A 26,581-nucleotide genomic window follows, 5' to 3' on the forward strand; every position below is an offset into this window, starting at 1 on the left:
ATCCGTTCGCCCTGGGCTTGTCGAAGGGCGTTGGGGCGAACGGTTCCTCTCTCAGATCACCAGATTGACCAGGCGATCCGGCACCACGATCACCTTCTTGGGCGTCGCGCCGTCCAGCGTCCGCGCCACATTGGGCGCCGCGAGGGCGAGCTTTTCCAGTTCCTCCTTTGGCGTCCCCTTGGGCACGGTGATGGTGTCGCGCAGCTTGCCCATCACCTGACAGGCGATGGTGACTTCATCGTCGACCAGCAGCGCGGGATCGACCGCGGGCCATGGGGCGTCGGCGATCAGGCCGTCCTCGCCCATCGCGGCCCAGGCGTCCTCGGCCAGATGCGGCGTCATCGGCGCGACCAGCAGCGCCAGCGTGCGGATGGCGGCGCTGCGTGAGGCCGACGGCTTGGCCTTCTCCACCGCATTGGCGAGTTCGTAGATCTTCGCCACCGCCTTGTTGAAGGAAAGCGCCTCGATATCCCTGGCGATGCCGTCGATGGTCTGGTGCAGCTTGCGGTCGAGCGGCTTGTCCTGCCCCTCCGCGCCCTTGTCCGCTTCCCCGAACAGCCTCCACAAGCGATTGACGAAACGCCACGATCCTTCGATGCCGCTTTCCGTCCAGGGCAGGTCGCGCTCGGGCGGGCTGTCGGACAGCATGAACCAGCGCACCGCGTCCGCGCCATATTGGGCGATGATGTCATCGGGATCGACGACATTCTTCTTGGATTTGGACATTTTCTCGACGCGGCCGACCGTGACCGGCGCGCCGCTTTCGATATGGACATAATCGTCGCCGGACTTCTTCACCTCGCCCGGCGAAAGCCAGCTTCCATCGCCCGCCTTGTAGGTTTCATGCGTCACCATGCCCTGCGTGAACAGGCCGGTGAACGGCTCGGCGAAGCCCAACTGTCCCATATGCTGCAAGGCCCGTGTCCAGAAACGCGCATAGAGCAGGTGCAGGATCGCATGTTCGACCCCGCCGATATACTGCCCCACCGGCAGCCATTTCTCGACCGTTTCCCGGTCGAAAGGCCTGTCCTTGGGCTGGCTGGCGAAGCGGATGAAATACCAGCTCGAATCGGCGAAGGTGTCGAGCGTGTCCGTCTCGCGCCGTGCCGGTTTCCCGCATTGCGGGCAATCGACATGCTTCCATGTGGGGTGCCGGTCCAGCGGATTGCCCGGAATGTCGAAGCTCACATCTTCGGGCAGCGTCACGGGAAGCTGGTCCTTCGGCACGCCCACCACGCCGCAATCGTCGCAATGGATGACCGGGATCGGCGTGCCCCAGTAACGCTGGCGCGACACGCCCCAGTCGCGCAGGCGGAAGACGGTCTGCCCCGCGCCCCAGCCGCCCTCTTCGGCGCGGCGGATGACCTCGGCCTTCGCCTCCTCCACGCCCATGCCGTCCAGGAAGCGGCTGTTCACCAAGCGGCCCGGACCCACATAGGCTTCGTTCTGGATGGGCTTGGCCTCGTCGCCCTCGGCCGCGACCACGCGCTCCACCGCCAGCATATATTTGCGCGCGAAGTCGAGGTCGCGCTGGTCGTGCGCGGGCACGCCCATGACCGCGCCGGTGCCGTAGTCCATCAGCACGAAATTGGCGATGAAGACCGGCAGCTTCCATTCCGGGTCGAAGGGATGGACCACCGACAACCCGGTGTCGAACCCCAGCTTTTCCGCCGTCTCCAGCTCCGCCGCCGTGGTGCCGCCTGCCTTGCACGTCTCAATGAAGGCGGCCGCCTCTGCATTGCCCGCCGCCACCGCCTGCGCCACCGGATGATCCGCCGCGATGGCGACGAAGCTCGCGCCGAAAATGGTGTCGGGACGGGTCGAATAAACCTCGATCTCCGTATCGAACGGCGCGACCGGCTGGAACCGGAATTGCAGCCCCACCGACTTGCCGATCCAGTTCTCCTGCATGGTCCGCACCTTGTCGGGCCACTGGTCGAGCGTCTTCAAGCCTTCCAGCAGATCGTCGGCGAACTGCGTGATCTTGAGGAACCACTGGCTGAGCTTGCGCTTCTCCACCAGCGCGCCGGACCGCCAGCCGCGCCCGTCGATCACCTGCTCATTGGCGAGCACGGTCATGTCGACCGGGTCCCAGTTGACCGCGCTTTCCTTGCGGTAGACGAGGCCCGCCTCCAGCATGTCGAGGAACAGCGCCTGTTCATGGCCGTAATAGTCCGGCTCGCAGGTGGCCAGTTCCCGGCTCCAGTCGATGGCGAAGCCCAGCTTCTTGAGTTGCGCGCGCATGTTGGCGATGTTGGAGCGCGTCCATTCGCCCGGATGCACCTTCTTCTCCATCGCCGCATTTTCGGCCGGCATCCCGAAGGCGTCCCAGCCCATCGGATGCAGCACCTCATGCCCCGTCATCCGGCGGAATCGCGCCAGCACGTCGCCCATGGAATAGTTGCGGACATGGCCGATATGGATGCGCCCGGACGGATAGGGGAACATCTCCAGCACATAGGATCGCGGCTTGCCGCTGCTGTCGGACGCCCTGAACGTCTGCTTCTCATCCCAGACGGCCTGCCAGCGGGCATCGGCCTCAAGCGGGTTGAAGCGCCTTTGCATGTCGAATCCTCAAAATGCTTTGGGACCGGGGTTGCGCGCGGCAGCCCGGTCCCGTCCTGAAAGAAAAAGGGAAGGAAGGGTGGATCAGCCCGCAATCGCCATGCGGCGCAGGTCGCGCGCCTTGGTGAGGATGATTTCCTCCAGCTTCTGCACGGTCGCGGCTTCCACCGGGGCGTTGACCCACTGGCCGCCCTGATTGACCTGACGGCTGGCCGCCACGCGCAGCGCGTCGGCCCGCAGGTCCTGGTCCAGGATCGACACGGTCAGCTTCATCCGCTCATTGGGGCTGTTGGGATTGGTGTACCAGTCGGTGACGATGACGCCGCCGTTGGAGTCCGTCTGCACCATCGGCATGAAGGACAGCGTGTCGAGGCTGGCCCGCCACAAATAGCTGTTGACGCCGATGGTCGTGATCTTCGACGCGGCGAGGTCCGCCTTGGGCCGTTCCTTCGACCCGCCGCCGCAGGCGGTGAGCGGCAGGAGCGCGGCCAGCATCAAACCGGCGGAAACAGGAAGGGAAAAGCGGCGGACCATCAGCCATGTCCTATATGATAGAGACGAAAAACGCCCCGCTTCTATAGTCGACCCGCGCCATTGGGCAAGGGGGAGCGGGGATCGCGTCCTCTTGCCGCCGGCCCGGCCCTGTGTGTTCTATGCAACAGTTTGGACAAAAAGCGGAACCGGCTCTAGCTTTCGGCCGGTTTTCATGTGTAATGGATTTTCGAATAATAGCTCGGGGGTGAGAGAGTCGCGATCATGCGCGTGAAAAGGGGACATATGGCATTGGCGGGCGCGGCGGTTGCCGTGGCCGGTTTCATGCTGTCTCCCGCGATCGGCGCGGCGACCGATCTTGTCCGGCCGCGGGCGGAAGCGCCGGTGTCGCTGGGCGCGCTGGGCAGCATCTCCTCCTTCACGCCGACGACCAAGGACCCCCGACTCGCGGCGGCTTACGCCCGGATCGCGGCCTCCGCCAGCCGTCAGAATTTCCGCTTCACGCCCACCAGCGGCTCGCTTAGCGGCCAGCGCTCGGTCACGGTGATGGTGCGCGCGGACAATGATCTTGTGACCGTAAGCCGCACGCTGGCGCCCGTCGATATCAAGCCGGTCGCGTTCAGCCTGAACAGCGCGCACAACTGGCGCAAGTTCGCCCTGCCCGATTCGATGGGCCGCAAGGCGCTGGACCCGGTTCCGGTCGAAACCATGGCCGATGCGAAGAATTTCTCGCTCGATCAGGGCAAGAAGGATCGCTTCAGCACCAAGGTGCTGATCGAAAGCCGCCGCGACCCGGCCACCGCCGTCCGCAATCCGAACGCGGACAAGGATTATTCGCTGGATCTGGCCAGCTCCTATTCGCTGACGCGCAACCTGAACGTCACGGCGGGCGTCCGCTACAACAACAGCGTCGCGGGCCGACTGACCCCGATGACCGATGACCGGCAGGACAGCCAGGCCGTCTATCTCGGCACCGTCTTCAAATTCTGATCGCCTGATCGCGCATTTGACGTAGCGTCCGCTTTGCCACTGCAAGCGCGCGTTTTTTCGGCATCCTCCATTTCGAGCCATCAGCCATGGACAATCATGTCGTCATCTCCGGATGTTCGGGGGGCGGAAAATCGACTCTGATCGAAGCGTTGCATCGGCGCGGCCATGCCGTCGTGGAAGAACCGGGGCGGCGGATCGTTCGGGAGGAAATGGAAGGGACGGGCGCGGCCCTGCCCTGGGTCGACCTCTCCGCCTTCGCCCGCCGCGCGATCGCCATGGCGCTTGACGACCGGAAGAATGCGAGCGCCGTTGACGGCTGGGTCTTTTTCGACCGTAGCCTCATCGACGCGGCCGCCGCGCTCCAACATGCCAGCGGACAACCGGCGGTGACGCAACTGGGCCGGCACCATCGCTATCATCCCCGTGTGTTCTTCGCGCCGCCATGGCCTGAACTGTTTGTTTCGGATGACGAACGGCCTCATGACCTGAGCGAATCCATGGCGGAATATCAGCGGCTGCTTACCGCCTATGCGGCCTTGGGTTATGAAATCGACCTTCTCCCGCGCGCCGGGGTCGAACAGCGGGCCGACTATATCCTCGCCCGCCTCGCGGAAGATTGAGGACAGGAAATCAGCCCCGCATCAACCCGTCAATCGCCGCCCAACCCGCGGCGCCCAGCGCGCGAAGGCCACGCCTGTGCCGCGCTTCCACGCCCCCCAATGCCATAACGGGAACCCCCGCCCGCCGCGCCAGCATCGCGAATCGGACCCGGCCCAACGCCCGCCCGCCCGGATGCGAGCGCGTCGGGAACAGCGGCGAAAGGAACAGCATGTCCGCCTTCCCCCGGCCCGCCGCCCTGATCTCCACCGCCCCGTGCGCGGGTGCGCTGTGGAGCATCGGCTTGCTCCCGCGCCTGTGATCCCCGCCATGCCAGCCATCCGCGCCCCATCCCGCCGCCTCCCGCGCATCGCCGCCCAGCATCAGCAGCAGACGCCGCCGCCGCGCAATCGCCCGGAACCGCGCGAACAAGGCCCGCCGCTCATCCGGCGCCGTGCGATAATGGCGAAAGACGATGCCGCCCCCGCCCCTGGGCAGCCGCGCCGCCGCCGCAAGTTGGAGCGCCCCGTCCACGCGCTCATCCGTCATCAGCCAGATCGTCGGCGGTTTTTTGCGGTGGCGATGTTCCATGACCCTCGCCTATAGCAGCCGCCATGACGACCGCCATCACACAAGCCAGGGACCGCCTTGCCGCCGTGCGCGACACCATGGACCGCGCCGCCCGCCTCACGGGGCGCAGCGCCGACGCCATCACCCTGATCGCCGTGTCCAAGACGCAGGAAACCGACGCCATCCGCCCCTTGATCGAAGCGGGCCAGCGCGTGTTCGGCGAAAACCGCGTGCAGGAAGCGCAGGCCAAATGGCCCGCCCTGCGTCAGGAATATCCCGATATCCGCCTTCACCTCGTCGGCCAGCTTCAATCGAACAAGGCGGCGGACGCGGTGGCCCTGTTCGACGTGATTCATTCGCTCGACCGTCCGTCCTTGCTGACGTCGCTCGCCAAAGCCATGGACGCTGGCGGCCGCCGCGTGCCCTGCTACATCCAGGTCAATATCGGGGCGGAGGAGCAGAAGGGCGGCTGCGCCATCGCCGATGTGCCCGCCCTCATCGCCGCCGCGCGGGAAGCAGACGTCCCTTTGCTGGGCCTGATGTGCGTGCCACCCGCGCAGGGCGAACCCGCGCCCTATTTCGCCCTGCTCGCCAAAATGGCGCGGGAGGAAGGGTTGGAGCGCCTCTCCATGGGCATGTCGGGCGATTTCGAAACCGCGATCATGCTAGGCGCGACGGACATTCGCGTGGGTACCGCCCTGTTCGGCGCCCGCCCCTATCCCTGACGCGAAAAAAACCGCCGCGCCCCATAGCGCGACGGGCTTTGGATCAGAACGACCCGCGCAAGGTGATCCCATAGGTGCGCGGTTCCGCCAGATAGGCGGAGATAAGCTGGTTCGCCATCACGACAGAAGCAGGCGGCCTTCCGCATGTTCCGCCGAACTGACCCGTCGTGCTCGTGCAAGGGCTGCTCGACTGAAGCGGGCTGCTGAAGGCCACCTGCGTATATTTCGCGTTGAAGATGTTCTGGCCCCAGAACTCGATCGCCCATTTCTGCTCCGGCCCGCGAAGGCCGATGCGGGCGTTCACGACCGAAAAGCCGTCCTGCTCCTTTTCCGGGAACAGGTCGGACCCGGTGTTGAAGTCGCCGGTCATGCGCGCGTCGACATAGAACAGCGCCGACAGTCCATTGGAGCCGATCTGCGGCGTCCACGCCGCGCTGGCGGTCGTCACCAGCTCGGGCGCCTGCGAGTTGATCGATCCCGGCAGCAGGAACAGCGCGGGATCGAGCGGCACGCTACCGTCGCCGCTGCCGACCAGACGGTTGGCGAATTTCGCGCGGGCATAGGTCATGCCGCCCGATATGCGGACGTTGCGCACCGGGCTGGCCGTCAATTCCAGCTCCACGCCCTGGCTGACAAGGCCCGGCGACACGTCGCCCTTGTCGCAGGTGCGCGCCGCGCTCAGGTCGCCGTCGCAGCCATTGATGTTCTGGACGATGAAGCTGGTCCCGTTGAAGGTGTTGAGCTGGAAATTCCTGAACTCCTGCCGGAAGGCGGCGATGTTCGCGCTCCATTTGGGCTGGCTGTATTTGAGGCCCACCTCGAACGCGTCGACCTTCTCCGCCGCGAAGCGCAGCGTCGTCACGTCCGCATTGCTGCGCGGCGAAAATACCGCCGGAACCGGATTGAGGCCCGTCGAGCCAAGCTGGAAGCGGTCCAGATTATAGCCGCCCGCCTTATACCCGCGCGAATAGCTGCCATAGAGCAGCAGTGCGTCGAGCGGCTTCCATGACAGCACGGCAGTCCCGGAGAACTCGCCGTCGCTGATCCGGTCATGCAGGTCCAGCGCATTGAGGCCCGTGGACCCGTTGCCCAGGCACCCCAGCGTCAATATGCCGCCCGCCAGCGCGGCCGCGCTGCCCAGTTGCGGATTGGTCGCGATGCCCGGCAGCCCCGATGCCTGCAACGCCGCGCAGGTCGCGTTGTTATTATTGAAATCCGCCGAGAAACGCTTGCTTTCATGCGTGTAGCGCAGCCCCAGCGTCAGATCGAGATGCGGGGTGATATGCACGATATTATGGGTGAACAGCGCCCAATTCTCGCTCTTCTGATAATAGCGCGAGGCGACGTCGCCCGTCCCTTCCGGAATGGCGGCCAGCGCACTCAACCCGTTGCCGAGACCGGTGGAGATCGCGCCCGCCTGCGCCGCCGCCACGCCGGGGTCCATGCCCGCATTGATGAAGGCGTTGGTCAGCCCGGCATTGAGCTGCGCCTGCGTGCCTCCGATCAGGGCGGAGGTGGCGAGCGGGTTCGCGCCGCACGCCATGAGCTGCGCTTCCGTCAGGTTGCTGGTCGGCCCGGCCCCCGCCATCAGGCGGCAGGCGGAAAACCGGCCATAATCCGCGCCAAAGCGGATATTGTCCTGCAAGGTCAGCTTTTCATGGGCGTAATAGCCGCCGACCAGCCAGTCCAGCGCATTGCCAAAGGCCGACCCCTGCAACCGCAATTCCTGCGTGAAGGTCTTGAACTGGCGGAACGTGCCCGGATCGCGATAGAGCAGGTCCGCGCCGCTATAATCGTAATCGCCATAATCCTTGGACTTGTAATCGCGATAGGCGGTGATGCTGGTCAGCTTCGCGCCGCCTAAATCATAATTGATCTCGCCCGAAACGCCCCAATCCTTGAGCTTGCTGACATAGTTGCGATCCTCGTTGATCGTCAGCCTGCGGTCATAGGGATCGTCGTGGAACACCGCGCCCTGCCCCTGCATGATGGCGGCGATGCGGTTGAAGTCGTTGGTCCCATATCCGCCGCCAGCCAGCGGCACCCGCTCGCGCGTCTCGATAGTGGCCGCGCCGCAGCAGCTTTCGTCGCGGTTGGTATAATCGCCGATCAGCCGGATCGAAAGCGCGTCGTTCGGCTCGATCAGCGCCTGCCCGCGCAGGAAATAACGGTCGCGGTCATTGGTGTCGCCCACCTTGTCCCCCGCCGCATCGACCAGCTTGTAGAAGCCGTCCCGCTTCGACCAGACGCCATCCAGCGCCAGCGCGATGCTGTCGCTCACCGGCCCGGTGATGCGGCCCGCCAGACGCCAGTAATCATAATTGCCGTAAGTCACCTCGGCCTTGCCGCCCAGCGTGAATTCCGGCGCCTTGCTGATGATGTTGATAAGGCCCGCCGAAGCGTTGCGCCCGAACAGCGTGCCCTGCGGCCCGCGCAGCACCTCCACCCGCTCGATCTCGCCCAGATCGGTGAGGCCCGCGCCCGTGCGTGAGCGATAGACGCCGTCGATGAACACCGCGACGGAGCTTTCCAGCCCCGGATTGTCGCCCACCGTGCCGATGCCGCGAATACGGGCGGACGCATTGGCTTCCGATCCGGTGGAGGAGATCAGCATGGAGGGCGCAAGCTGGTTGAGCGCCCGTATGTCGGTTGCGCCGCTGTTCTGCATCGCCTGCGCGCTTATCGCCGACACGGCGATGGGCACGTCCGATAGCGGGCTGGCGCGCCGCGTCGCGGTGACGATGATGTTGACGCTGTCCTCGACGGCGGCGGCTTGCGGCGTCGTCTCGTCCTGCGCCTGGGCAAGGGGGATCGCGGCCACCAGCGCGACCACGCCGGCGGATGACAGCCAAAGGCTATTTTGTTTCATGATGGTCGGTCCTCTCCTGTCCTGCATGATTTTATTCATGTCAGGATGGCCGCGATTATGCTGCCACAGGGGACTGAAAGCAATAGAAGCCGCCTTTTCAGGGGCTTTTCGCTTATTCCGAAGATGAATCGCCATCTCTGTTGCCTAGCCGCAACAGATTAAATTCCCGTTTCCGTAACGTCCGCTTACGTCAAGGGAAAGCGAAGCAGCCGGTCGGCCACCGGCACCAGCGCCATCGCGCCCGGTCCCACGGCGCGGCGGATTTCGCCATGCCCCGCGTCCAGCCCGCCCGTCAGCGCGCCCAGCGCGGGCAGGATCAGCTTCGATTCCGATCCCACGAAGCAGCGGCGCGACACATGCCGGCCGCGCAGCGACAGGCGCAGCTTGGGGTGGAAATGGCCCGATATCTCGGGACGCGGATCGCCCGCCATCGCTTCATGGCGAAGGCAAACGCCCTCCACCACCGCCTCTGCCACGCGCCGCCCGCCGGGCATCCGCGCCGCGCCCGCATCGTGATTGCCCACGATCCATATCCAGTCGAGCCGCGCCGTCAGGGCCGCCAGCCGCTCCCGCGTCGCCCGGTCCAGCCGCGCCGCGCCGTCCGCATCGTGGAAACTGTCGCCCAGCGACCAGACCGCCTTCGCCCCGGTCCGCGCCACCAGCCCCTCGATCAGGTCCAGCGTGGCGGCGCTGTCATGCGGCGGCAGGAACTGTCCGAAGCGCGCATACCAGCTCGCCTTCTCGAAATGCAGGTCGGCGACCAGCAGCGCCCCTTGCGCGGGCCAGAACAGCGCTGCCTCGGGCAATGCCAGAAAATCATGACCTGCGAACGAAAGGGGAACCATGGCCCGGCTATGCGCCCTCCCGCCGACGCTTTCAAGAGGGCAGCGAAACCCCTATAGGCGCGCCATGGACGAAACCGCGCCCTATACCATCGCCGCGCTCTACCGCTTCGCGGTCTTCCCCGATCCGCAGGGATTGGCGGCGGATCTGCGCGCCCTCGCGGCGGAACTGGGCACCTGCGGCACGCTGATCCTCGCGCGCGAAGGGATCAACGGCACCGTGGCGGGCAGCGCGCAGGCCGTCGCGGCCCTCGTCGCGCATATCCGCGCCCTGCCCGGCTGCGCCGGCCTCGACGTCAAATATGCCGTCGCCCCGCAAGCGCCCTTTGCCCGCATGAAGGTCAAGGTGAAGGCGGAGATCGTGACGCTGGGCGCGGGCGATCTCGACCCGGCGAACGGCGCTGGCGCTTATCTGGACCCCGCCGCGTGGAACGCGCTGATCGCCGATCCCGACACGGTCGTCATCGACACGCGCAACGCCTATGAAGTCGCCTGCGGCACGTTCGAGCGGGCGATCGATCCGGGCACCGGCGCCTTCCGCGATTTTCCCGCCTGGTTCGACGATTTCGCGCAAAAGCTGCGGGACGAAGGCCGGGCGCCGAAGATCGCGATGTTCTGCACCGGCGGAATCAGGTGCGAAAAATCGACGGCCCTCGTCAAATCGCGCGGTTTCGACGAGGTCTATCACTTGCGCGGCGGCATATTGCGCTATCTGGAGGAGATGCCCGAAGCGCAAAGCCGCTGGCAGGGCGACTGCTATGTCTTCGACGAGCGGATCGCGGTGGGCCATGGCCTCAAGCCCGGCGTCCATACCGCCTGCCGCGCCTGCGGTCAGCCCTATCCCCGCGACGCGGACCATATATGCGGGGCAGCATCGCCTGTAATGTGACGGCGGGACGTGACGGAATCGGTGCCTTCCGCTGGGATGACGATATTGATGGTCCGCTCCTGGCCGATCAAAGCCCATCGGCCTCCCGGTCATCCCGCTCTCCGCCGCATCCTTTGAGCGTGCCTTCCCCGAACGCGACCTGCACCCGGTCGGACCAGATGGCGTCGCTCATCCCGTCGCTGCACGGCCCTTCGCCGACCGTCATGGAAAAGCCCTCGCCCAGATAGCGGATCGTGCGCCGGTCTTCCCGCCGCTCCACGGCAAAGCGCATCGGCGGCTTGTCCGGCCGTTGCAGCGTGGCCGCCGACCCGTGCACCGTCACCGCCCAGAAAGGCTCGGTCCCGATGGCGCGGTATCCCTCTACCTCTTTCAACGCCGGCTCCGGAGCGGGGGCACCTGTTCCACGTGGAACCGGGGGCGCGGAATCGGAAAGCTTTTCCTTTGCCATGTCATTCGCGATTTCGGCCCTGCCGAGGATCGGCGCGCTCGCCGCCGCTGTCGTCCCGGCGGCATTGTCCGCGGCCGGAACGTCATCTTCTCCACCGCATCCCGCCAGCGCCAGCGCCAGCACCAAAGGCAGCGCGCCCTTCACGCCGCGTCCCGCCGGAAGCAGTGCGCCGCGTGATCGTTGACCAGCCCGACCGCCTGCATCCACGCATAAACGATGGTCGGCCCGACGAACTTGAAGCCGCGCTTCTTGAGGTCTTTCGACAGCGCCGCCGACAGGGGCGTCTGTGCGTGGACGGTGACGCCGTCGCCCCGGCGCGGAACGCCATCGACGAAAGACCAGGCATAAGCGGCAAAATCCTCGCCCCGGTCCCGCATCCCGCAGAAGATCCGCGCGCCCCCGATCGTCGCCTCGATCTTCGCCCGCGCCCGCACGATGCCGGGATCGGCCATCAGCCGCTCCACATCGTCCGGTCCGAACGCCGCCACTTTGTCAGGATCGAACCCGGCAAAGGCCGCGCGGAACCCCTCGCGCTTGCGCAGGATGGTGATCCAGCTCAGCCCCGCCTGAAACCCTTCCAGCATCAGCGTTTCCCAAAGCATCCGCGAATCCCGCTCCGGCACGCCCCATTCGGCGTCATGATAGGCGCGGTACAGCGGGTCCGTCCCGACCCAGCTACAGCGGGACTGCTCCGCGCCGGCCATGATCTTACACGTCCAGATTGGCGACGTTCAGCGCATTGTCCTGAATGAACTCGCGCCGCGGTTCGACCACATCGCCCATCAGCCGGGTGAAGATTTCGTCGGCCACGTCCGCCTGCTCCACCTCGACCCGCAACATCGAACGGTTGTCCGGGTCCAGCGTGGTTTCCCAAAGCTGCTCGGCATTCATTTCGCCAAGCCCTTTGTAGCGCTGGATCGCCAGCCCCTTGCGCCCGGCCGCCAGGATCGCATCGAGCAGTTCGCTCGGCCGGGTGACGATGCTCGAACCCTTGGTCGCGGCGGGCAGATCGTCCTCGCCCGCTTCTTCCGCCGCCAGCGCGGCCTTGGCCGTCACCAGACGGCTGGGCGTCAGATAGCTGCCCGATTCCTCCGCCGCGATGGCGTGAAGCCTGCGCGCCTCGGCCGATCCGATGAAGCCATGTTCGATGACATGATGGTCGGTGACGCCGCGCCACAGCCGTTCGAAGTGGAAGCCGCCCTCCTCCGCGATCCGGCCGCTCCATTTGCCTTCCTCGTCCTGCGCGCCCATCCACGCGACGCTGCTGGCCAGCCGCGCGGCCTGCTCGGCATGGGACAGTTCGGGATCGAGCGCACCGTTGAGGCTCAGCGCCTCGATGATCGCGGGGTTATAACGGCGCGGCACATAGCGCATCACCGCCCGCATCCGCCGCGCATGTTCGATCAGCGACCGTAGATCCTCGCCCGTTCGCGTGCCGCCGCTGGTGTCGAGCGCCATATGCTCAACGCCATTGTCGACCAGATATTGCTCCAGCGCGGTTTCGTCCTTGAGGTAGACCTCCGACCGCCCCCGCGTCGCCTTGTAGAGCGGCGGCTGGGCGATAAAGAGATGGCCCGCCTCGATGATCTGCGGCATCTGACGATAGAAGAAGGTCAGCAGCAGCGTGCGGATATGCGCGCCGTCGACGTCGGCGTCCGTCATGATGACGATCTTGTGATAACGCAGCTTTTCCAGGTTGAAGTCGTCGCGGATGCCCGTGCCCATCGCCTGGATCAGCGTGCCGATCTCCTTGGACGAGAGCATCCGGTCGAACCGCGCGCGTTCCACGTTCAGGATCTTCCCCTTCAAGGGCAGGATCGCCTGATTGTGCCGGTTGCGGCCCTGCTTGGCCGAACCTCCCGCCGAATCGCCCTCGACCAGGAACAGTTCGGACTTGGCCGGATCGCGCTCCTGACAGTCGGCCAGCTTGCCGGGGAGGGAGGCGATGTCCATCACCCCCTTGCGGCGGGTAAGTTCGCGCGCTTTCTTCGCGGCCTCTCGGGCGGCGGCGGCGTCGATCACCTTCTGCACGATCATCCGCCCGTGCTGCGGATTTTCCTCCAGCCATTCGGCCATCTTGTCCGCCATCAGGCTTTCGAGCGGCTGGCGCACCTCGGACGACACCAGCTTGTCCTTGGTCTGGGACGAGAATTTGGGGTCGGGCAGCTTCACCGACACGATGGCGGTCAGCCCTTCGCGCATGTCCTCGCCGGTGAGGGACACCTTCTCCTTCTTCAAAAGGCCGGACTTGTCCGCATAATTGTTGAGCGTCCGGGTCAGCGCCGCGCGGAAGGCCGCGAGATGGGTGCCGCCGTCACGCTGCGGGATATTATTGGTGAAGCAGAGGACATTCTCATAATAAGAATCGTTCCATTCCAGCGCGACATCGATGGTGACATCGTCGCGGGTGCCTGAAATGGCGATCGGATCGGGCATCATCGCCGTCTTGTTGCGGTCGAGATATTTGACGAAGGCCGCGATGCCGCCCTCATAGAACAGCTCGACCTCCTTCTTCTCCTCATGCCGCGCGTCGACCAGGAACAGGCGCACGCCGGAGTTCAGAAACGCCAGTTCGCGATAGCGATGCTCCAGCTTCTCGAAGTCGAATTCCGTATGGTTCTTGAAGGTGCCGCCGTCGCCGGGCACTTTCTCGACCGAGGGGAGGAAGGTGACGCGCGTGCCCTTCTTGCCTTCGGGCGCATCGCCGATCACCTTGAGCGGGGCGACGGCATCGCCATAGGCGAAGCGCATATAATGCTCCTTGCCGTCCCGCCAGATATGGAGGTCCAGATATTCGCTGAGCGCGTTCACGACCGACACGCCCACGCCGTGCAAGCCGCCCGATACCTTATAGGCATTGTCGTTGGAGGTATTCTCGAACTTGCCGCCGGCATGGAGCTGGGTCATGATGACCTCGGCCGCCGAAACGCCTTCTTCCTTGTGGATGCCGGTGGGGATGCCGCGCCCATTATCCTCGACGCTGATAGAGCCGTCGGGGTTCAGGGTGATGAGGATGCGGTCGCAATGCCCGGCCAGCGCCTCGTCGATGGCGTTGTCGCTGACTTCGAACACCATGTGATGCAGGCCGGAGCCGTCATCGGTGTCGCCGATATACATGCCGGGGCGTTTCCGCACGGCATCCAGCCCTTTCAGGACCTTGATGCTATCGGCGCCGTAACTGTTGCCATTGGGGCTGTTCTGGGTTTCCTCGCTCATAGTCAAGCATATAGGGAATCGCCCCGCGAAACTAAAGCGAAACATGCCTTCTTCCGCTTGGGGCGAGCGCGGTCTATCACAGGGCGATGCGTGGCCTGTTTTCCCTCCTTCTTCTCCTTTCCGCCTGTTCCGACCGCAGCGACGTGCTGGAGGAGCTGCCCAACAGCTCCATCGCCGACGCGCCGCGGGAAGGCGTATCCGAAACCCGCATGGAATCGCGCCTCGCGCGGCCCGTGACCATAGGGGAGGACGGCCCGCGTCTCGATGCCTGCGGGGCGCTGGGACAGGTGGCGCGTGCTGGCGCGAAGGGACTGGCGGTGCGCGCCGCGCCCTTCGACGACGCGCGCGAAACCGGCCGCATGGCGGAAGGGGAGAGGGCCTTCATCTGCACCCGCAGCCTCGATCAGAAATGGCTGGGCGTGGTCATCCCGCCGCCCGCGCAGGATGAGGGAGCCGAACCGGCCGACTGCGGCCTGTCCTCCCCCGTGGACCGCAAGCAACCCTACGATGGCCCCTGCCAGAGCGGCTGGGTGGCGAGCGCCTCCATCCGCCTCATCGCGGGATAAGCCCGGCGCGCGGCGCGATGGTGAAGAAGGGCAGGGCATGGTGCACGATCCACCCGATCGTCACCGCATAGAGCAGCGTCCCAATCCCCACGGTCCCGCCCAGCGCCCATCCCGCCGCGAGCACCGCGATCTCGATCCCCGTCCGCACCCATTTGACGGGCAAGCCGGTCCAACGGCAAAATCCGGTCATCAGCCCATCGCGCGGCCCCGGTCCCAATCCCGCGCCGATATAAGCTCCGCCCGCAATGCCGTTCAGCACGATGCCCGCCGCCAGCCAGCCGAAACGCACCGCATGACCTTCGGGCGTCGGCAGCAGCATCAGGCCGATATCCACGGCGGTGCCGATCACCACGATATTGCAGACCGTGCCGATCCCCGGCTTCTGCCGCAGCGGCCACCAGAGCAGCAGGACCAGCGCCCCCACCAGATTGACTGTCATCCCGAAGCTGAGGCCAAGGCGCGGGCTAAGCCCCTGATGCAACACATCCCACGGATCGAGGCCCAGCCCGGCGCGCAGCATCAGCGCCATGGAAAAACCGTAGAGGCCAAGGCCCCAGAAAAGCTGGAAGAGGCGGCGGTGCATCATGGCCTGACCATCTAGCTATAATGGCCTTTTACAAAACAGCCATTGTTCGGTAATTGGCCTTCGATTCTTGAAGATCGGAGCTAATGGCGATGTCCATATCTTTCCTTCGGCCCCCTTCGCTGCTGCGGCTGCTGGGCGCGTGGCGCGCGGAAAACAGTCCGGAGCCTGCCTATCGCCAACTGGCGCAGGCATTGCGGATGCTGGTCCTGGACGGGCGCGTGGGCCTGAATGTCCGCCTGCCGGGGGAGCGGGAACTGGCAGGTGCGCTGGGCCTCAGCCGAACGACCGTGGCGGCCGCCTTCGACCGGCTGCGCGACGAAGGCTATCTGGAAAGCCGGCAGGGATCGGGCACGCTCACCCGCCTGCCCGCCAGCCGCATCGCGCCGGTCGCGCCGGATATCGAGATGGGCAGCGGCGGCAATCTGCTCAACTGGACCCATGCCGCCCTCCCCGCCGCGCCCGGTGTGGGGCGTGCTCTCCAGACGGCGGTGGAGATGCTGCCCGCCTTTCTGGGCGATCTGGGCTATGACCCGCTGGGCCTGCCGCCCCTGCGCCGCGCCATCGCCGCGCATTTCGAGCGGCGGGGATGTCCGACCAGCCCGGATCAGATCATCGTCACCAACGGCGCGCAGCAGGGTTTCTCGCTGCTCGTCCAATGGCTCGCGGGACCGGGCGACCGGGCGGTGATCGACCATCCCACCTATCATAATGTGATCCAGGCGTTGCAGCGCGCGCATGTCGTGCCTGTGCCGGTCGGCCTTCCCGCGCAGGGATGGGATATCGACGCGATGGAGGCGGCCTTTCGCCAGACGGCGCCGCGCTTCGCCTATGTGATCGCCGATTTCCACAACCCCACGGGCCGCAGCATGGACCCCGCCACGCGGCGGGCGCTGGCAGACGTCGCGGCCGCAACGCACACGCCGCTCATCATCGACGAGACGATGGTGGCGATGGGGTTGGACTTCGCGCCGCCACCGCCGGTCGCGGTGCATGATCCGTCGGGGCGGCAGGTCATCACCTTGGGTTCGGCGAGCAAGATCTATTGGGGCGGCCTGCGCGTCGGGTGGATTCGTGCCGATCCCCAGACGATCGCGGCGCTTGGGCGGCTGCGGACGACGATGGACATGGCCAGCCCGGTGATCGAGCAGCTCGCCGTCGCGCATCTGCTGGATGAAGGGAAGGGGCTTGGCCCGCAGGCGAAGCTGCTGCGCGACCGGCGCGATCATCTGCTGGCGCTGCTGGAGCGGCATCTGCCCCATTGGCGGATCGAATCGCCCGCGGGGGGGCTATCCCTCTGGGCGGAAATGCCCGGCGCCGAAGCGACCGCGCTCGCCGCGCTGGCGGAAAGCCATGGCGTGCGCATCGCGCCCGGCCCGCGTTTCGGCGTCAGCGGCGCGTTCGAGCGGTTCCTGCGCCTGCCCTTCACTTTGCCCAGGGAGCAACTTGCTGTGGGCGTCGAACGGCTGGCGCAGGCCGACGCGCGGCTCCATGCGCGGATGCCGGTGGGCCGCGACACGTCCGCGTTGGCGCTGGAGGCTGACCGGCTGATTTGAATCATATGGAGACACGGAGCAAAGCCGGCAATGACCCCGCGTCTCCGCGCGAATATAATATGCGACCTTCGGCGCGGAAGGTCGACCGAGTGTCGAAGAAGAGGGCCGTGCGAACTCATGTCCGCGCGGCCCTCTTTTATTGTCCTAAAAGAGGCGCGAAATGTCAGGCCGCCTTGCCGGCCTTGTAGCGCGCGATGGCCTCCAGCGTGATCTGGCGGGCGTCTTCCGCGCCGCCCCATGTGCCGACCCGCACCCACTTCTTCTTTTCCAGATCCTTGTAGTGGGTGAAGAAATGCTCGATCTGCTCCATCACGATACCGGGCAGGTCGTCCTTTTCCTCGACGTTCGAATAATAGGGGAAGACTGAATCATGCGGTACGCAGACCAGCTTTTCATCGCCGCCCGCTTCGTCTTCCAGGTTCAGCACCGCGATCGGGCGGGCGGCCACGACGGCGCCGGGAATGAAGGGCGAGCGCGCGATGACCAGCGCGTCGAGCGGATCGCCGTCGGGCGACAGCGTATGCGGCACGAAGCCGTAATTCGCGGGATAGCGCATCGGCGTGTGCAGGATGCGATCCACGAACAGCGCGCCCGATGCCTTGTCGAACTCATATTTGACAGGCTCGCCGCCGACCGGAACCTCGATGATGACGTTCAGGCTGTTGGGCGGATCGTCGCCCACCGGGATCAGTTCGATATTCATGAAATGGCCTTTTGATACGCGTTGGCGTTCGGGGTGATTATGTTTTCGGTCTGAGCAGCCGGTCGAGGCTGCCTTCACCCTCTCCTGTCTTTTCGAGGCGCGGATAGCGCAGCCCGCCTGAATAATCGAGAGACAAAGTGCGGTAATATTTGTCCTGCTTGACGATGATCTGGACCGGCTTCTGTGGGGCGGTAGCTTGCTTTATCGCCGCCTTGAAGACATCGGCCGAATATTCATTGCCGTTCACCGCGACAATGGTGGAGCCCACCGCAAGGCCCGCCTTGAAAGCGGCGCTGTCCCAGACCACGGACGCGATTTCCCCGCTGTTCTTGACTGTGAGGCCGAGGCCGAAGCTCTGGTCCACGACCTTCTGCGCGCTCTCGACGGCCTTGGTGATGCTGCCCGGCGTGTCGCCATAGGCAAGGCGATAGCCGCCCAGCGTAAAGCCGCCCTTGGGCGTTTCCCGCGTCGTGCCATCCACATGTTTCTGGAAGAAGCCCGCCCAGTCATAGGGCGCGACATCGTTCAGCGTCCTGATGACATCGCCCCGATTATAGACGACCTGTCCCCAATCGCCCGGATTGATGCCGAAGAAGGCTCGGGCGAAATCATCCAGACCTTTCTTGCCCTTCGTCTGCTGGCGGAGGATCGCGTCGGCCTCCAGCCAGATCATCAGGCCCTCATTATAATAATCCTCGGACCGCTGCCAGCTTGCCCAGCCCTTGGGACGGCGGGCGGAAATGACGGGGTCGAGCGTCGTGTCCTCCATCGGCCGCCATTCCCGGCCCTTTGCCGTGTCGAGCTTCGCCGCGATCTGGGCATAGGCGTCCAGCGTTTCCTGCTTGGAGAACAGGCCCGACCGCGCGCCCAGCACATAGCCCCAGAATTGCGTCTGCCCTTCATAGACCCACAGCAGATTGTCCTGCATCGGCGTGCGGAAATCGGGCGCCCACAGGAGGTCCGGGCGGCGGAACTTGCCGTCCCAGCTATGGGTGAACTCATGGGGCAGCAGATTGCGGTCCAGCAGCGCCTCGCCCGAATCCCAATTCTTGAAATAGCCCGGCTCGACCTGATTCTCCGAAGATCGGTGATGCTCCAGCCCGATGCCGCCCATCTCGTCGGTGATGGCGAGCAGGAAATCATAATGGTCGAAATGCGTGCTGCCGAACAGCGCCCTGGCCTCCGCCACCAGCTTCCTGTGCTTCGCCATCTGCTCGGGTTTGTAGTCCAGCTCGTCGGCGTCGTCGGCCACGATGTTCAGCATCACATTGCCGCCAAGGTCCACCGCCTTGAAATGGGTTCCCGCAAAGACCGGCGAATCCTGCAAGGCTTCATAGTCGATCACCTCATAGGTGACGCTGTTCCCGCTCCGCCGCCCGCGCAGCGCGGTCGCGGCCTGCCAGCCGGCGGGATAGGTGACGGTCGCCTGCACCGGAATCTGCCGGGTGAAATAGCCCGCCGGATAGAGGGATACCGCCTCCCATTGGATGTTGAGCATCTTGGGCGTCACTACGACGCGGCCCTGACTGGGCGCGGTGGCGGACAGGAACTGGAATTGGGCGATGACTTCCTTCGCGCCCTGCGGCACGTCGATCTGAAAGGCGTAGACATCCAGCGGATCGCGCTTCCACGCCAGCGGCCTGCCGTTGGCGGTGAAGGTGAGGCCGGTGAGTTTTTCGATCTGCCCGCGCGGCGCGTGATTGCCCGGCAGCCATTGCGGCATCAGCAGGGTCATCGGACCGCTCGCCGCCACGGGGATGGTTTCCCTGACCCGGAAGATCCGCTGCACCGTATCGGTCGCGTCCACCTCCAGCCGGATCGTGCCGCCGGGATAGGGCACGTCCTTCGGCGCGGGCGTGGCGTCGTTGACGGGCAGGGCCGTTGGTTTGGAACGGATCGCTTCCTGCGCCTGGAGCGGGCTGGCGATGGCGGTGGAAAGGCAAAGGGCGGCAGCAAGGCTGCGGATCATGGACGTCTCCGAAAAGGACTGGCCGGTCGGCCTAATGGCGTCAGCATGGCGGCGCGAAGCGGCCTCGTCCACCCTGCAACGGCCTGACGACATTATGCGATAAAAAAGCGCGTTTCCTTGCAGCTTGTTTGCGGCTAAGGGCGCGTTCCATGGCGAAAATCGAAACGCCGCGCCCGGTGCGCGGCACGCAGGACATGCTGGGCGGCACCCCCGAAGCGTTCCAGGAGCGTTTCGCGCATGTGGTCGCGACCTTTGACCGCGTGCGCAGGCTCTATGGCTTTCAACGCGTGGAAGTGCCCGTGTTCGAAGCGACGGCGGTGTTCGCCCGCTCGCTGGGCGAAAGCACGGACGTGGTGTCGAAGGAAATGTATACGTTCGAGGATCGCGGCGGCGACAGCATCACCCTCCGCCCCGAGTTCACGGCGGGCATCTCCCGCGCGTACATCACCGAGGGCTGGCAGCAATATGCGCCGCTGAAGGTCGCGACGCATGGCCCGCTGTTCCGTTACGAGCGTCCGCAAAAGGGTCGCTTCCGTCAGTTCCACCAGCTCGACGCAGAAATCATCGGCGCGGGCGAGCCGGGCGCGGACGTGGAGCTGCTGGTCTTCGCCGATCAGTTGCTGCGGGAACTGGGCGTGTCGGATGGCGTGACGCTGACGCTCAACACGCTGGGCGATGCGGACAGCCGCGAGGCATGGCGCGCCGCGCTTATCGCCCATTTCGAGGCGCATCGCGCCCAGCTTTCGGAGGACAGCCTCGACCGCCTCCATCGCAATCCGCTGCGTATCCTCGACAGCAAGGACCCGCGCGACCGCCCGGTGGCGGACAGCGCGCCGGACATCGATGCTTATCTCACCGACGAAGCGCGCGGCTTCTTTGAAAAGGTGACGGCGGGCCTCGATGCGGCGGGCGTGGCGTGGGCGCGCAATGCCCGGCTGGTGCGCGGCCTCGATTATTATCGCCACACCGCGTTCGAGTTCATCACTGATCGTCTCGGCGCGCAGGGCACGGTGCTGGGCGGCGGCCGCTATGACGGGCTGATCGAGAATCTGGGCGGCCCCGCGACCCCGGCGGTCGGCTGGGCGGCGGGGATCGAGCGGCTGGCGATGCTGGTCGACCTGCCGGAGATCGCTCACCCGACCATCGCCGTCATCCCCATGGGCGAGGCGGCGGAAGCCAAGGCGACCGGCATCATTGCCGGCCTCCGCCGCGCGGGCATCGCCTGCGACATGGGCTATCGTGGCAATATGAAGAAGCGGATGCAGCGCGCCAATGCGAGCGGCGCGAAGTGGGCCGTAATCCTGGGCGACGATGAATTGGCGCGCGGCGAAGCAGCGGTCCGCAATCTCGGCACGGGGGAGCAGCAGGCGGTGGCGCTGGACGCGCTCATGGACATGCTGACGGCGTTCTGATGCACATTTCCGCCGAACGCATCGCGCAGATCGAGGCGCGCCGGGACGAGGTGCAGGCGTCGATGACGCGCGCCGACCTGCCGCCGGAAGAGTTCGTGCGCCTCTCCAAGGAATATGCGGAGATCGAACCGGTGGCCAGGGCCGCGCATGAAGTGCGGCGGCTGCGGCAGGAACTCCTCGCGCTGGAGCAGATGGCGGGCGGCGAGGGGGCGGAGGCCGATCCCGCCATGCGCGAAATGGCGCAGGAGGAAATGCAACTCATCAAGGCGCGGTTGCCCGCTGCCGAACGGGCGCTGGCGCTGCAACTCCTGCCGCGCGATTCGGCCGATGCCCGCCCGGCCATGCTGGAAATCCGCGCGGGCACGGGCGGCGATGAAGCCGCGCTGTTCGCGGGCGACCTGTTCCGCATGTATCAGCGCTATGCCGACGCGCAGGGTTGGAAGATGGAGATGATATCCGCCAATGCGGCGGAAGTCGGCGGCTTCAAGGAAGTCGTCGCCAGCATCGCCGGCACCGGGGTCTTCGCCAAGCTGAAGTTCGAAAGCGGCGTCCACCGCGTCCAGCGCGTGCCCGTCACCGAAAGCGGCGGGCGCATTCATACCTCCGCCGCAACCGTCGCGGTTCTTCCCGAACCGGAGGAAGTGGACGTCCAGATTGCCGACAGCGACCTCAAGATCGACATCTATCGCGCGTCCGGTGCGGGCGGGCAGCATGTCAACACGACCGATTCCGCCGTTCGCATCACCCACTTGCCTTCGGGCCTTGTCGTGACGCAGCAGGACGAGCGGTCCCAGCACAAGAACAAGGCGAAGGCGATGCAGGTTCTGCGCGCGCGACTTTACGAACTGGAGCGCGAACGCGCCGCAGCCACGCAGGCGGGCGCGCGCAAGGCGATGGTGGGATCGGGCGATCGTTCCGAACGCATCCGCACCTATAATTTCCCGCAGGGCCGCGTGACCGACCATCGCATCAACCTGACCCTGCATCGCCTGCCCGAAATCCTCGAAGGGCCGGGCCTGTCCGAAGTCATCGATGCGCTGGTCGCGGAGGATGAGGCGGCCCGCCTCGCTCAGTTGGATGGCGTGGGATGAGGGCGGGCGGTCATGACCGCGGTCGCTGAAAAGCTTCGTGCCGCCTCGGCCCTGCTTGAAACGGTGAGCGGCACGCCCCGGCTCGACGCTGAACTGCTGCTGGCGCATGTGCTGGGTCTGACGCGGAGCGACCTGCTGCTGCGCCAGCGCGACTTGGGCGTGCCGGCATCCTTCGACGGGCTGGTCGAGCGCCGCCTGAGCGGAGAGCCGGTCGCCTATATCACCGGCATCCGCGATTTCTGGACCATCAGCCTGCGGGTGACGCCCGATGTTCTCATCCCACGCCCGGACAGCGAAACGCTGATCGAGGCAGCGGTCGCGCATTTCGCGGAGCGTCCTCCGCGCGCGGTGCTGGATCTGGGAACGGGGTCGGGCGCGCTGCTCCTCGCCGCGCTCGATCAATGGCCGCAGGCGCGGGGGCTGGGCATCGACATTTCACCCGGTGCGCTGGGGGTGGCCAGGGAGAACGCCGCGCGCCTCGCCCTGTCGAATCGGGCGGATTTCCGCATCGGCGATTGGGCGGACGGGGTGAACGGGCCGTTCGACCTCATCCTTATCAACCCGCCCTATATCGCCCGCAACGCCCCCCTTTCGGGCGATGTGCTGCACGAGCCGCAAGGCGCGCTGTTCGCCGGGGCGGAAGGACTGGACGATTATCGCCGCATCGCGCCGCAACTGCCGCGCTTGCTGAGCGACGGCGGCATGGCGGCGGTGGAGATCGGCCATGACCAGCGGGACAGCGTATCCGCGCTGTTCGCGGATAGGGGATTGGCCGTGGAGGCTCGCCGCGATCTGGCCGGGCATGACCGCTGCCTTGCCATCACGCCCCCCGCTGCGGATTGATAGCGGGATTTGCAGAGGGCATATACGAAATGACTTGGTTTATGCGGGCAAAGACACTACATGGGCGTTAGGGACGGCTCTGTCTTAAGGGTTTGGCCGATAGGCCGCTGATGGAAATAGCCGTCTTCCCGCTTCTTAAAGTCACGATGGCGCGGCGTGCCGATGCCTCTGGCAGCTAAGGGCAAAGGTCCGTGCGGACCTCTGTCCGGCGGAGCTATACGGCCTGATGAGCGGGCCGAGCTGGGGAATGGCGACTGAACAGTGTCTTCAGTTAACTTTATCATGATGAACGCAAGGACCAGGTCTTGATCAACAACAGGCAGGCCGGTCGCCGCAATCGCGGCCGGAACAACGGACGTCCCAACAACGGTAACCGGGGCGGCGGCGACAACGGGAACCGGATCGACAACCGCGCGCGGGGCAATGCGGCCCAGCTTCTTGAAAAATACAAGAACATGGCGCGCGACGCACAGATGGCGGGCGACCGGGTGAACGCCGAATATTATCTCCAGTTCGCCGATCATTATTTCCGCGTGCTGGCCGACAATCGCGCCCGGCAGGACGAACAGCAGCAGCGTTTCCGCCGCTATGACGAGAATTTCGACGAGGAAGGCGAGGATCTCGATACGGGCGACGAAGGCGAAGGCGCGCGCGTCGAGCAGCAAAATGATCGCACGGATCAATCCAGCCGCCGCCGGGATGAACGCCGCGACGAGGGCGAAGGGCGTGAGCGCCGCGACCGGAATTTCCGGGATCGCCCGGCCGCCGCGCAAACGTCTGAGCGGCCTGCCGATGCGCGGGTCGTTCCGGAAGAAGCGCCGGTGGCCGTGACGGCGCCTGAATCGCAATCCGAAACGGAAGCGCCGCGTCCTCGTCGCGGCCGCCCGCGCAAGGTGGATGCGGCCAAGGCGGCAGAAAAAGCCGAAGGGCTGGATATCGCCGTCCTGCCCCCGTCGATCGCGCGGGCCGACAATGACAGCGAAGCGGCCGGGGAAGAAGCGCCCCGCAAGCGCACCCGCCGCCCTCGCGCCGCACCCCAGGCGGCGGAGTAGCTGCCGCCTCGCGCTTCGGTCGCGTGCGCGAAAGTCAAACGGGAAAGGGATGGCGCATTCAACGCCATCCCTTTTTCCTGGGGAATTATACGGCTTGCAAATCCTTGCGCTGGATAGCGATTGGGGGTGGTGAACGGATGTTGCGCAGGCCCTTTCTTCCGCCATCCCAGCGAAAGCTGGGATCTCACTTAGACTTAGTTTCTCCCTGAGGAAGAGAGATGCCAGCTTTCGCTGGCATGACGGACATTGAATGGTGGGAAATGGCTGAAATCAGCCATCCTATGACGGTGGTCTGCAATATCCATAATCTTTTTTTGTGCGCTTTGCATATGGCCCGCAATGAGGCAGAACGGATTTCCGCCGGGGAGGGAGCCGATCCTGATGCACATCGTTCGCCTGTTTTCGACGTTGCTGTTCGCTTTGCCTGCCGCGGCTTTCGCGCAGGCTTCCGCTTCGGATCCGACCGGCGCTTCGGCGCAGGGCGATGTGTCGGTCACAATCTATAACGATAATCTCGCCCTTGTTCAGGACGTGCGCCAAATCGCGATCCCTTCGGGTGTCAGCAAGATCGAATTTCCCGACGTGTCTGCGCAGATTCGCCCGGAAACCGTGTCCTTCGCGGCGGACGGCGCCTCGATCATCGAGCAGAATTTCGATTTCGACCTGCTTTCCCCGGCCAAGTTGATGGAAAAAGCGGTGGGCAGGACCGTCACCATCATCCGTACCAATCCCGCGACCGGGGCGGAAATGCGCGAGCAGGCCAAGGTGCTCAGCGTCAACGGCGGCGCGGTGCTCCAGATCGGCAACCGCATAGAGGTTCTGCGCGACGACGGCCTGCCCGTGCGCGTCATCTTCGACCGCGTGCCCGCCAATTTGCGGGCGCGCCCCACTTTGTCGGTGACGGTAGATAGCGCGCGGGCCGGAACCCGTCCCGCCGCCATCCGCTATCTGACCCCCGGCCTGGGCTGGAGCGCGGATTATGTCGCGCTGTTCGACGCCAAAGCGGGCCGGATCGACGTGCAGGGTTGGATCACCCTGACCAATAATTCGGGCACGGCTTATGACAATGCCCGGACGCTGCTGGTCGCGGGCAGCGTCAATCAGGACAGACCCGCGCGCTATGCCCCCGTGCGCCGGACCAATATCCGCGCGGCCGGGACGGAGACGGCCGCACGGGAGCAACTGGGCGACTTCTATCTCTATCCGCTCGCCGCCCGCACGACCATCGCGGAGCGGCAGACCAAGCAGGTGAGCTTCCTGGATGTGCAGGCCGTTCCCGCCAAGGCGGGCTATGCCTATGACAATGCATGGCTGGGGAGTTTCGACGAACCGCAGAGCGCGCGCAGCGTCGTCAGCTTTTCCACATCGCGCAGCGGCGGTCTGGGCGACGCGCTTCCCGCGGGGACGGTCCGCTTCTATATGAAGGATGCGTCGGGCGCGCCGCAATTCATCGGGGAGAACAGCGTAGGCCACACGCCGATGGGAAGCGAGCTGGCGCTGTCCACCGGCGACGCTTTCGACGTGAAGGTGAAGCCGGTCGTGGAACAGCGCGAGCGCTTGTCCTCCGACAAATGGCGGTCGCACATGCGCTACGAGCTGACTAACGCTAGGGCTGAGCCTGTCACGGTCGACCTGACCCAGTCGGGCCTTGACTTCATCTATGACGACACGCGGATCGCCAGTGAAAGCCAGCCGTCCCGGCGGGTGAACAGCAATGCGGCGCGCTGGACGGTGACGGTCCCTGCCAATGGGACGGCGAGCGTCACGGCGATTTTCGAAACCCGTTATTGATCGGGCCCATGCGGCGCTGGCTCCTTCCGTTGCTTGCGGTGTTTCCGGCCCCGGCCGGGGCGCATTCCGCCGTGATGTCGGCCGCGCCCGAATCGGTGTCAGTGACGGTCTACCGCGATCCCGACCGTGCCGAAGGCGCGATCGACGCGCGATTCCCGCAAGGGTTCGCGCTCGTAAGCGAGAAAAGGCGAATCACGCTTCCGGCGGGTGAATCCACGATCCGGTTCGAGGGCGTGGCGGACGGCATGATCGCGGTCAGCGCCGTCGTAACGGGGTTGCCGGGCGGCATCGTCCAGAAGAATCGCGATGCGAAACTGCTGTCGCCCGCCGCATTGGTGGACGGCACGCTGGGTCGGGCCGTCCATCTGCGCCGCACCGATCCCGCGACCGGCAAGGTGACGGAGCAGGACGCCGTCATCCGGTCGGCCTCCAGCGAGGCGCTGGTGCTGGAAACGGCGCAGGGCGTGGAGGGGCTGCGCTGCTCCGGCCTGCCGGAAACCGTCAGCTATGATTCGCTTCCGCCCGACCTGTCGGTTCGCCCCACGCTCTCGGTGACGACGAGCAGTCCGGCGGCCGTCGAGGTGGACGTCACGCTGACCTATCTCGCCACCGGCTTCGATTGGGCTGCGAACTATGTGGCGCGAATCGGACCCGGCGGGCGGACGATGGATCTGTTTGCATGGCTCACTGTCGCCAACGGCAATCAGACGACGTTTCCGCAAGCCAGCCTCCTTGCCGTGGCGGGCCGCCTCAATCGGACATCGGATCATGATTCGCTGGATGAGGAGGCGCCTTCCCTCCCCTTTCTGATG

General features: G+C 65.4%; 23 protein-coding genes (1 of these 23 only partly in view). 12 read left to right on the forward strand and 11 right to left on the reverse strand.

Annotated features, from left to right (window positions below):
* Nucleotides 1-51: 51 nt before the first annotated feature.
* Both leuS and IQ35_RS14990 read right to left on the reverse strand, forming a co-directional pair.
* Nucleotides 52-2,565, reverse strand: a complete 2,514-nt coding sequence (leuS, locus tag IQ35_RS14985; protein ID WP_145074493.1) for a leucine--tRNA ligase — start codon at nt 2,563-2,565, stop codon at nt 52-54.
* An 84-nt stretch (nt 2,566-2,649) separates the two neighbouring features.
* A complete protein-coding gene (locus IQ35_RS14990) occupies nt 2,650-3,099 on the reverse strand; it encodes a DUF3576 domain-containing protein (RefSeq protein ID WP_021245538.1) in 450 nt (149 codons plus the stop codon).
* A 222-nt stretch (nt 3,100-3,321) separates the two neighbouring features.
* Here IQ35_RS14990 and IQ35_RS14995 point away from each other — a divergent pair, with 222 nt between their 5' ends.
* Together IQ35_RS14995 and IQ35_RS15000 are read left to right on the forward strand one after the other, a co-directional pair.
* Nucleotides 3,322-4,047: a hypothetical protein gene (locus tag IQ35_RS14995; RefSeq protein WP_031291433.1), complete on the forward strand. Its 726-nt coding sequence runs from the start codon at nt 3,322-3,324 to the stop codon at nt 4,045-4,047.
* An 86-nt stretch (nt 4,048-4,133) separates the two neighbouring features.
* Nucleotides 4,134-4,667 (forward strand): AAA family ATPase, encoded by a 534-nt coding sequence (locus tag IQ35_RS15000; protein WP_145074496.1) that lies wholly within the window; start codon nt 4,134-4,136, stop codon nt 4,665-4,667.
* Between the two features lie 10 nt (nt 4,668-4,677).
* Here IQ35_RS15000 and IQ35_RS15005 read toward each other — a convergent pair whose 3' ends face one another.
* Nucleotides 4,678-5,235, reverse strand: coding sequence for a thiamine phosphate synthase (locus IQ35_RS15005; RefSeq protein ID WP_021245541.1), 558 nt, complete (start codon nt 5,233-5,235; stop codon nt 4,678-4,680).
* 23 nt (nt 5,236-5,258) lie between these two features.
* Between IQ35_RS15005 and IQ35_RS15010 the strand changes: the two genes are divergently transcribed.
* A complete protein-coding gene (locus IQ35_RS15010) occupies nt 5,259-5,939 on the forward strand; it encodes a YggS family pyridoxal phosphate-dependent enzyme (RefSeq protein WP_145074499.1) in 681 nt (226 codons plus the stop codon).
* A gap of 43 nt (nt 5,940-5,982) precedes the next feature.
* On the opposite strand, the gene IQ35_RS15015 is transcribed toward IQ35_RS15010, so the two are convergent.
* On the reverse strand, nt 5,983-8,808 hold the full coding sequence (locus tag IQ35_RS15015) for a TonB-dependent receptor (protein WP_145074502.1): 2,826 nt from the start codon (nt 8,806-8,808) through the stop codon (nt 5,983-5,985).
* A 185-nt stretch (nt 8,809-8,993) separates the two neighbouring features.
* Nucleotides 8,994-9,653 carry a ligase-associated DNA damage response endonuclease PdeM gene (pdeM, locus tag IQ35_RS15020; protein WP_145074504.1) on the reverse strand — a complete coding sequence of 220 codons (660 nt, stop codon included), beginning with the start codon at nt 9,651-9,653 and terminating at the stop codon, nt 8,994-8,996.
* A 64-nt stretch (nt 9,654-9,717) separates the two neighbouring features.
* On the opposite strand from pdeM, the gene trhO reads away from it, so the two are divergent.
* On the forward strand, nt 9,718-10,539 hold the full coding sequence (gene trhO / locus IQ35_RS15025; protein ID WP_021244800.1) for an oxygen-dependent tRNA uridine(34) hydroxylase TrhO: 822 nt from the start codon (nt 9,718-9,720) through the stop codon (nt 10,537-10,539).
* A 67-nt stretch (nt 10,540-10,606) separates the two neighbouring features.
* Here the strand turns inward: trhO and IQ35_RS15030 are convergent, their stop codons facing one another.
* The 3 genes from IQ35_RS15030 to gyrB are packed head-to-tail and all read right to left on the reverse strand — an operon-like array spanning nt 10,607 to nt 14,203.
* Nucleotides 10,607-11,131, reverse strand: a complete 525-nt coding sequence (locus tag IQ35_RS15030; RefSeq protein WP_242003362.1) for a membrane-like protein — start codon at nt 11,129-11,131, stop codon at nt 10,607-10,609.
* A complete protein-coding gene (locus IQ35_RS15035; protein WP_021244798.1) occupies nt 11,128-11,691 on the reverse strand; it encodes a DNA-3-methyladenine glycosylase I in 564 nt (187 codons plus the stop codon). Before IQ35_RS15035 ends, IQ35_RS15030 begins: the two co-directional genes overlap by 4 nt.
* A gap of 4 nt (nt 11,692-11,695) precedes the next feature.
* Entirely contained in the window at nt 11,696-14,203 is a 2,508-nt protein-coding gene (gyrB, locus tag IQ35_RS15040) for a DNA topoisomerase (ATP-hydrolyzing) subunit B (RefSeq protein ID WP_021244797.1), read from the reverse strand.
* A gap of 86 nt (nt 14,204-14,289) precedes the next feature.
* Between gyrB and IQ35_RS15045 the strand changes: the two genes are divergently transcribed.
* Nucleotides 14,290-14,769: a hypothetical protein gene (locus IQ35_RS15045; protein ID WP_021244796.1), complete on the forward strand. Its 480-nt coding sequence runs from the start codon at nt 14,290-14,292 to the stop codon at nt 14,767-14,769.
* On the opposite strand, the gene yczE is transcribed toward IQ35_RS15045, so the two are convergent.
* On the reverse strand, nt 14,756-15,355 hold the full coding sequence (gene yczE / locus IQ35_RS15050; RefSeq protein ID WP_021244795.1) for a membrane protein YczE: 600 nt from the start codon (nt 15,353-15,355) through the stop codon (nt 14,756-14,758). The genes IQ35_RS15045 and yczE overlap by 14 nt on opposite strands.
* Nucleotides 15,356-15,444: 89 nt before the next feature.
* Here yczE and yczR point away from each other — a divergent pair, with 89 nt between their 5' ends.
* Nucleotides 15,445-16,908, forward strand: a complete 1,464-nt coding sequence (gene yczR, locus IQ35_RS15055; protein WP_031290996.1) for a MocR-like transcription factor YczR — start codon at nt 15,445-15,447, stop codon at nt 16,906-16,908.
* A gap of 163 nt (nt 16,909-17,071) precedes the next feature.
* On the opposite strand, the gene ppa is transcribed toward yczR, so the two are convergent.
* Both ppa and IQ35_RS15065 read right to left on the reverse strand, forming a co-directional pair.
* The gene (gene ppa, locus IQ35_RS15060; protein WP_021244793.1) at nt 17,072-17,611 is read right to left on the reverse strand and encodes an inorganic diphosphatase; all 540 of its coding nucleotides are present in this window, start codon (nt 17,609-17,611) and stop codon (nt 17,072-17,074) included.
* Between the two features lie 37 nt (nt 17,612-17,648).
* Nucleotides 17,649-19,580 (reverse strand): M61 family metallopeptidase, encoded by a 1,932-nt coding sequence (locus IQ35_RS15065; protein ID WP_145074507.1) that lies wholly within the window; start codon nt 19,578-19,580, stop codon nt 17,649-17,651.
* Between the two features lie 149 nt (nt 19,581-19,729).
* Between IQ35_RS15065 and hisS the strand changes: the two genes are divergently transcribed.
* From hisS to IQ35_RS15095, 6 genes are all read left to right on the forward strand, one after another.
* Nucleotides 19,730-20,992 (forward strand): histidine--tRNA ligase, encoded by a 1,263-nt coding sequence (gene hisS / locus IQ35_RS15070; protein WP_021244791.1) that lies wholly within the window; start codon nt 19,730-19,732, stop codon nt 20,990-20,992.
* Nucleotides 20,992-22,083: a peptide chain release factor 1 gene (gene prfA, locus IQ35_RS15075; protein ID WP_145074510.1), complete on the forward strand. Its 1,092-nt coding sequence runs from the start codon at nt 20,992-20,994 to the stop codon at nt 22,081-22,083. The genes hisS and prfA overlap by 1 nt, the downstream gene beginning before the upstream one ends.
* A 12-nt stretch (nt 22,084-22,095) precedes the next feature.
* Nucleotides 22,096-22,926 (forward strand): peptide chain release factor N(5)-glutamine methyltransferase, encoded by an 831-nt coding sequence (gene prmC / locus IQ35_RS15080; protein WP_145074513.1) that lies wholly within the window; start codon nt 22,096-22,098, stop codon nt 22,924-22,926.
* Nucleotides 22,927-23,231: 305 nt separating this feature from the next.
* Nucleotides 23,232-23,978 (forward strand): DUF4167 domain-containing protein, encoded by a 747-nt coding sequence (locus IQ35_RS15085; RefSeq protein ID WP_145074516.1) that lies wholly within the window; start codon nt 23,232-23,234, stop codon nt 23,976-23,978.
* 381 nt (nt 23,979-24,359) lie between these two features.
* Nucleotides 24,360-25,769 carry a DUF4139 domain-containing protein gene (locus IQ35_RS15090; RefSeq protein WP_145074519.1) on the forward strand — a complete coding sequence of 470 codons (1,410 nt, stop codon included), beginning with the start codon at nt 24,360-24,362 and terminating at the stop codon, nt 25,767-25,769.
* Nucleotides 25,770-25,777: 8 nt separating this feature from the next.
* Nucleotides 25,778-26,581: the 5' portion of a DUF4139 domain-containing protein gene (locus tag IQ35_RS15095; protein ID WP_145074522.1), read on the forward strand. The gene runs 711 nt beyond the window's last position; the window shows 804 of its 1,515 coding nt (coding positions 1-804); its start codon is at nt 25,778-25,780; its stop codon lies off the right edge, out of view.

Origin of the sequence: Sphingobium wenxiniae (assembly GCF_007830065.1) — a bacterium.
In the GTDB taxonomy this organism is placed as follows: domain Bacteria; phylum Pseudomonadota; class Alphaproteobacteria; order Sphingomonadales; family Sphingomonadaceae; genus Sphingobium; species Sphingobium wenxiniae.

Excerpts from the sequence above, each read along its gene's own strand:
- leuS (WP_145074493.1), bottom strand. The coding sequence starts at position 2,565 with ATGCAAAGGCGCTTCAACCCGCTTGAGGCCGATGCCCGCTGGCAGGCC.
- IQ35_RS14990 (WP_021245538.1), bottom strand. The coding sequence starts at position 3,099 with ATGGTCCGCCGCTTTTCCCTTCCTGTTTCCGCCGGTTTGATGCTGGCC.
- IQ35_RS14995 (WP_031291433.1), top strand. The coding sequence starts at position 3,322 with ATGCGCGTGAAAAGGGGACATATGGCATTGGCGGGCGCGGCGGTTGCC.
- IQ35_RS15000 (WP_145074496.1), top strand. The coding sequence starts at position 4,134 with ATGGACAATCATGTCGTCATCTCCGGATGTTCGGGGGGCGGAAAATCG.
- IQ35_RS15005 (WP_021245541.1), bottom strand. The coding sequence starts at position 5,235 with ATGGAACATCGCCACCGCAAAAAACCGCCGACGATCTGGCTGATGACG.
- IQ35_RS15010 (WP_145074499.1), top strand. The coding sequence starts at position 5,259 with ATGACGACCGCCATCACACAAGCCAGGGACCGCCTTGCCGCCGTGCGC.
- IQ35_RS15015 (WP_145074502.1), bottom strand. The coding sequence starts at position 8,808 with ATGAAACAAAATAGCCTTTGGCTGTCATCCGCCGGCGTGGTCGCGCTG.
- pdeM (WP_145074504.1), bottom strand. The coding sequence starts at position 9,653 with ATGGTTCCCCTTTCGTTCGCAGGTCATGATTTTCTGGCATTGCCCGAG.
- trhO (WP_021244800.1), top strand. The coding sequence starts at position 9,718 with ATGGACGAAACCGCGCCCTATACCATCGCCGCGCTCTACCGCTTCGCG.
- IQ35_RS15035 (WP_021244798.1), bottom strand. The coding sequence starts at position 11,691 with ATGGCCGGCGCGGAGCAGTCCCGCTGTAGCTGGGTCGGGACGGACCCG.
- gyrB (WP_021244797.1), bottom strand. The coding sequence starts at position 14,203 with ATGAGCGAGGAAACCCAGAACAGCCCCAATGGCAACAGTTACGGCGCC.
- IQ35_RS15045 (WP_021244796.1), top strand. The coding sequence starts at position 14,290 with ATGCGTGGCCTGTTTTCCCTCCTTCTTCTCCTTTCCGCCTGTTCCGAC.
- yczE (WP_021244795.1), bottom strand. The coding sequence starts at position 15,355 with ATGATGCACCGCCGCCTCTTCCAGCTTTTCTGGGGCCTTGGCCTCTAC.
- yczR (WP_031290996.1), top strand. The coding sequence starts at position 15,445 with ATGTCCATATCTTTCCTTCGGCCCCCTTCGCTGCTGCGGCTGCTGGGC.
- ppa (WP_021244793.1), bottom strand. The coding sequence starts at position 17,611 with ATGAATATCGAACTGATCCCGGTGGGCGACGATCCGCCCAACAGCCTG.
- IQ35_RS15065 (WP_145074507.1), bottom strand. The coding sequence starts at position 19,580 with ATGATCCGCAGCCTTGCTGCCGCCCTTTGCCTTTCCACCGCCATCGCC.
- hisS (WP_021244791.1), top strand. The coding sequence starts at position 19,730 with ATGGCGAAAATCGAAACGCCGCGCCCGGTGCGCGGCACGCAGGACATG.
- prfA (WP_145074510.1), top strand. The coding sequence starts at position 20,992 with ATGCACATTTCCGCCGAACGCATCGCGCAGATCGAGGCGCGCCGGGAC.
- prmC (WP_145074513.1), top strand. The coding sequence starts at position 22,096 with ATGACCGCGGTCGCTGAAAAGCTTCGTGCCGCCTCGGCCCTGCTTGAA.
- IQ35_RS15090 (WP_145074519.1), top strand. The coding sequence starts at position 24,360 with ATGCACATCGTTCGCCTGTTTTCGACGTTGCTGTTCGCTTTGCCTGCC.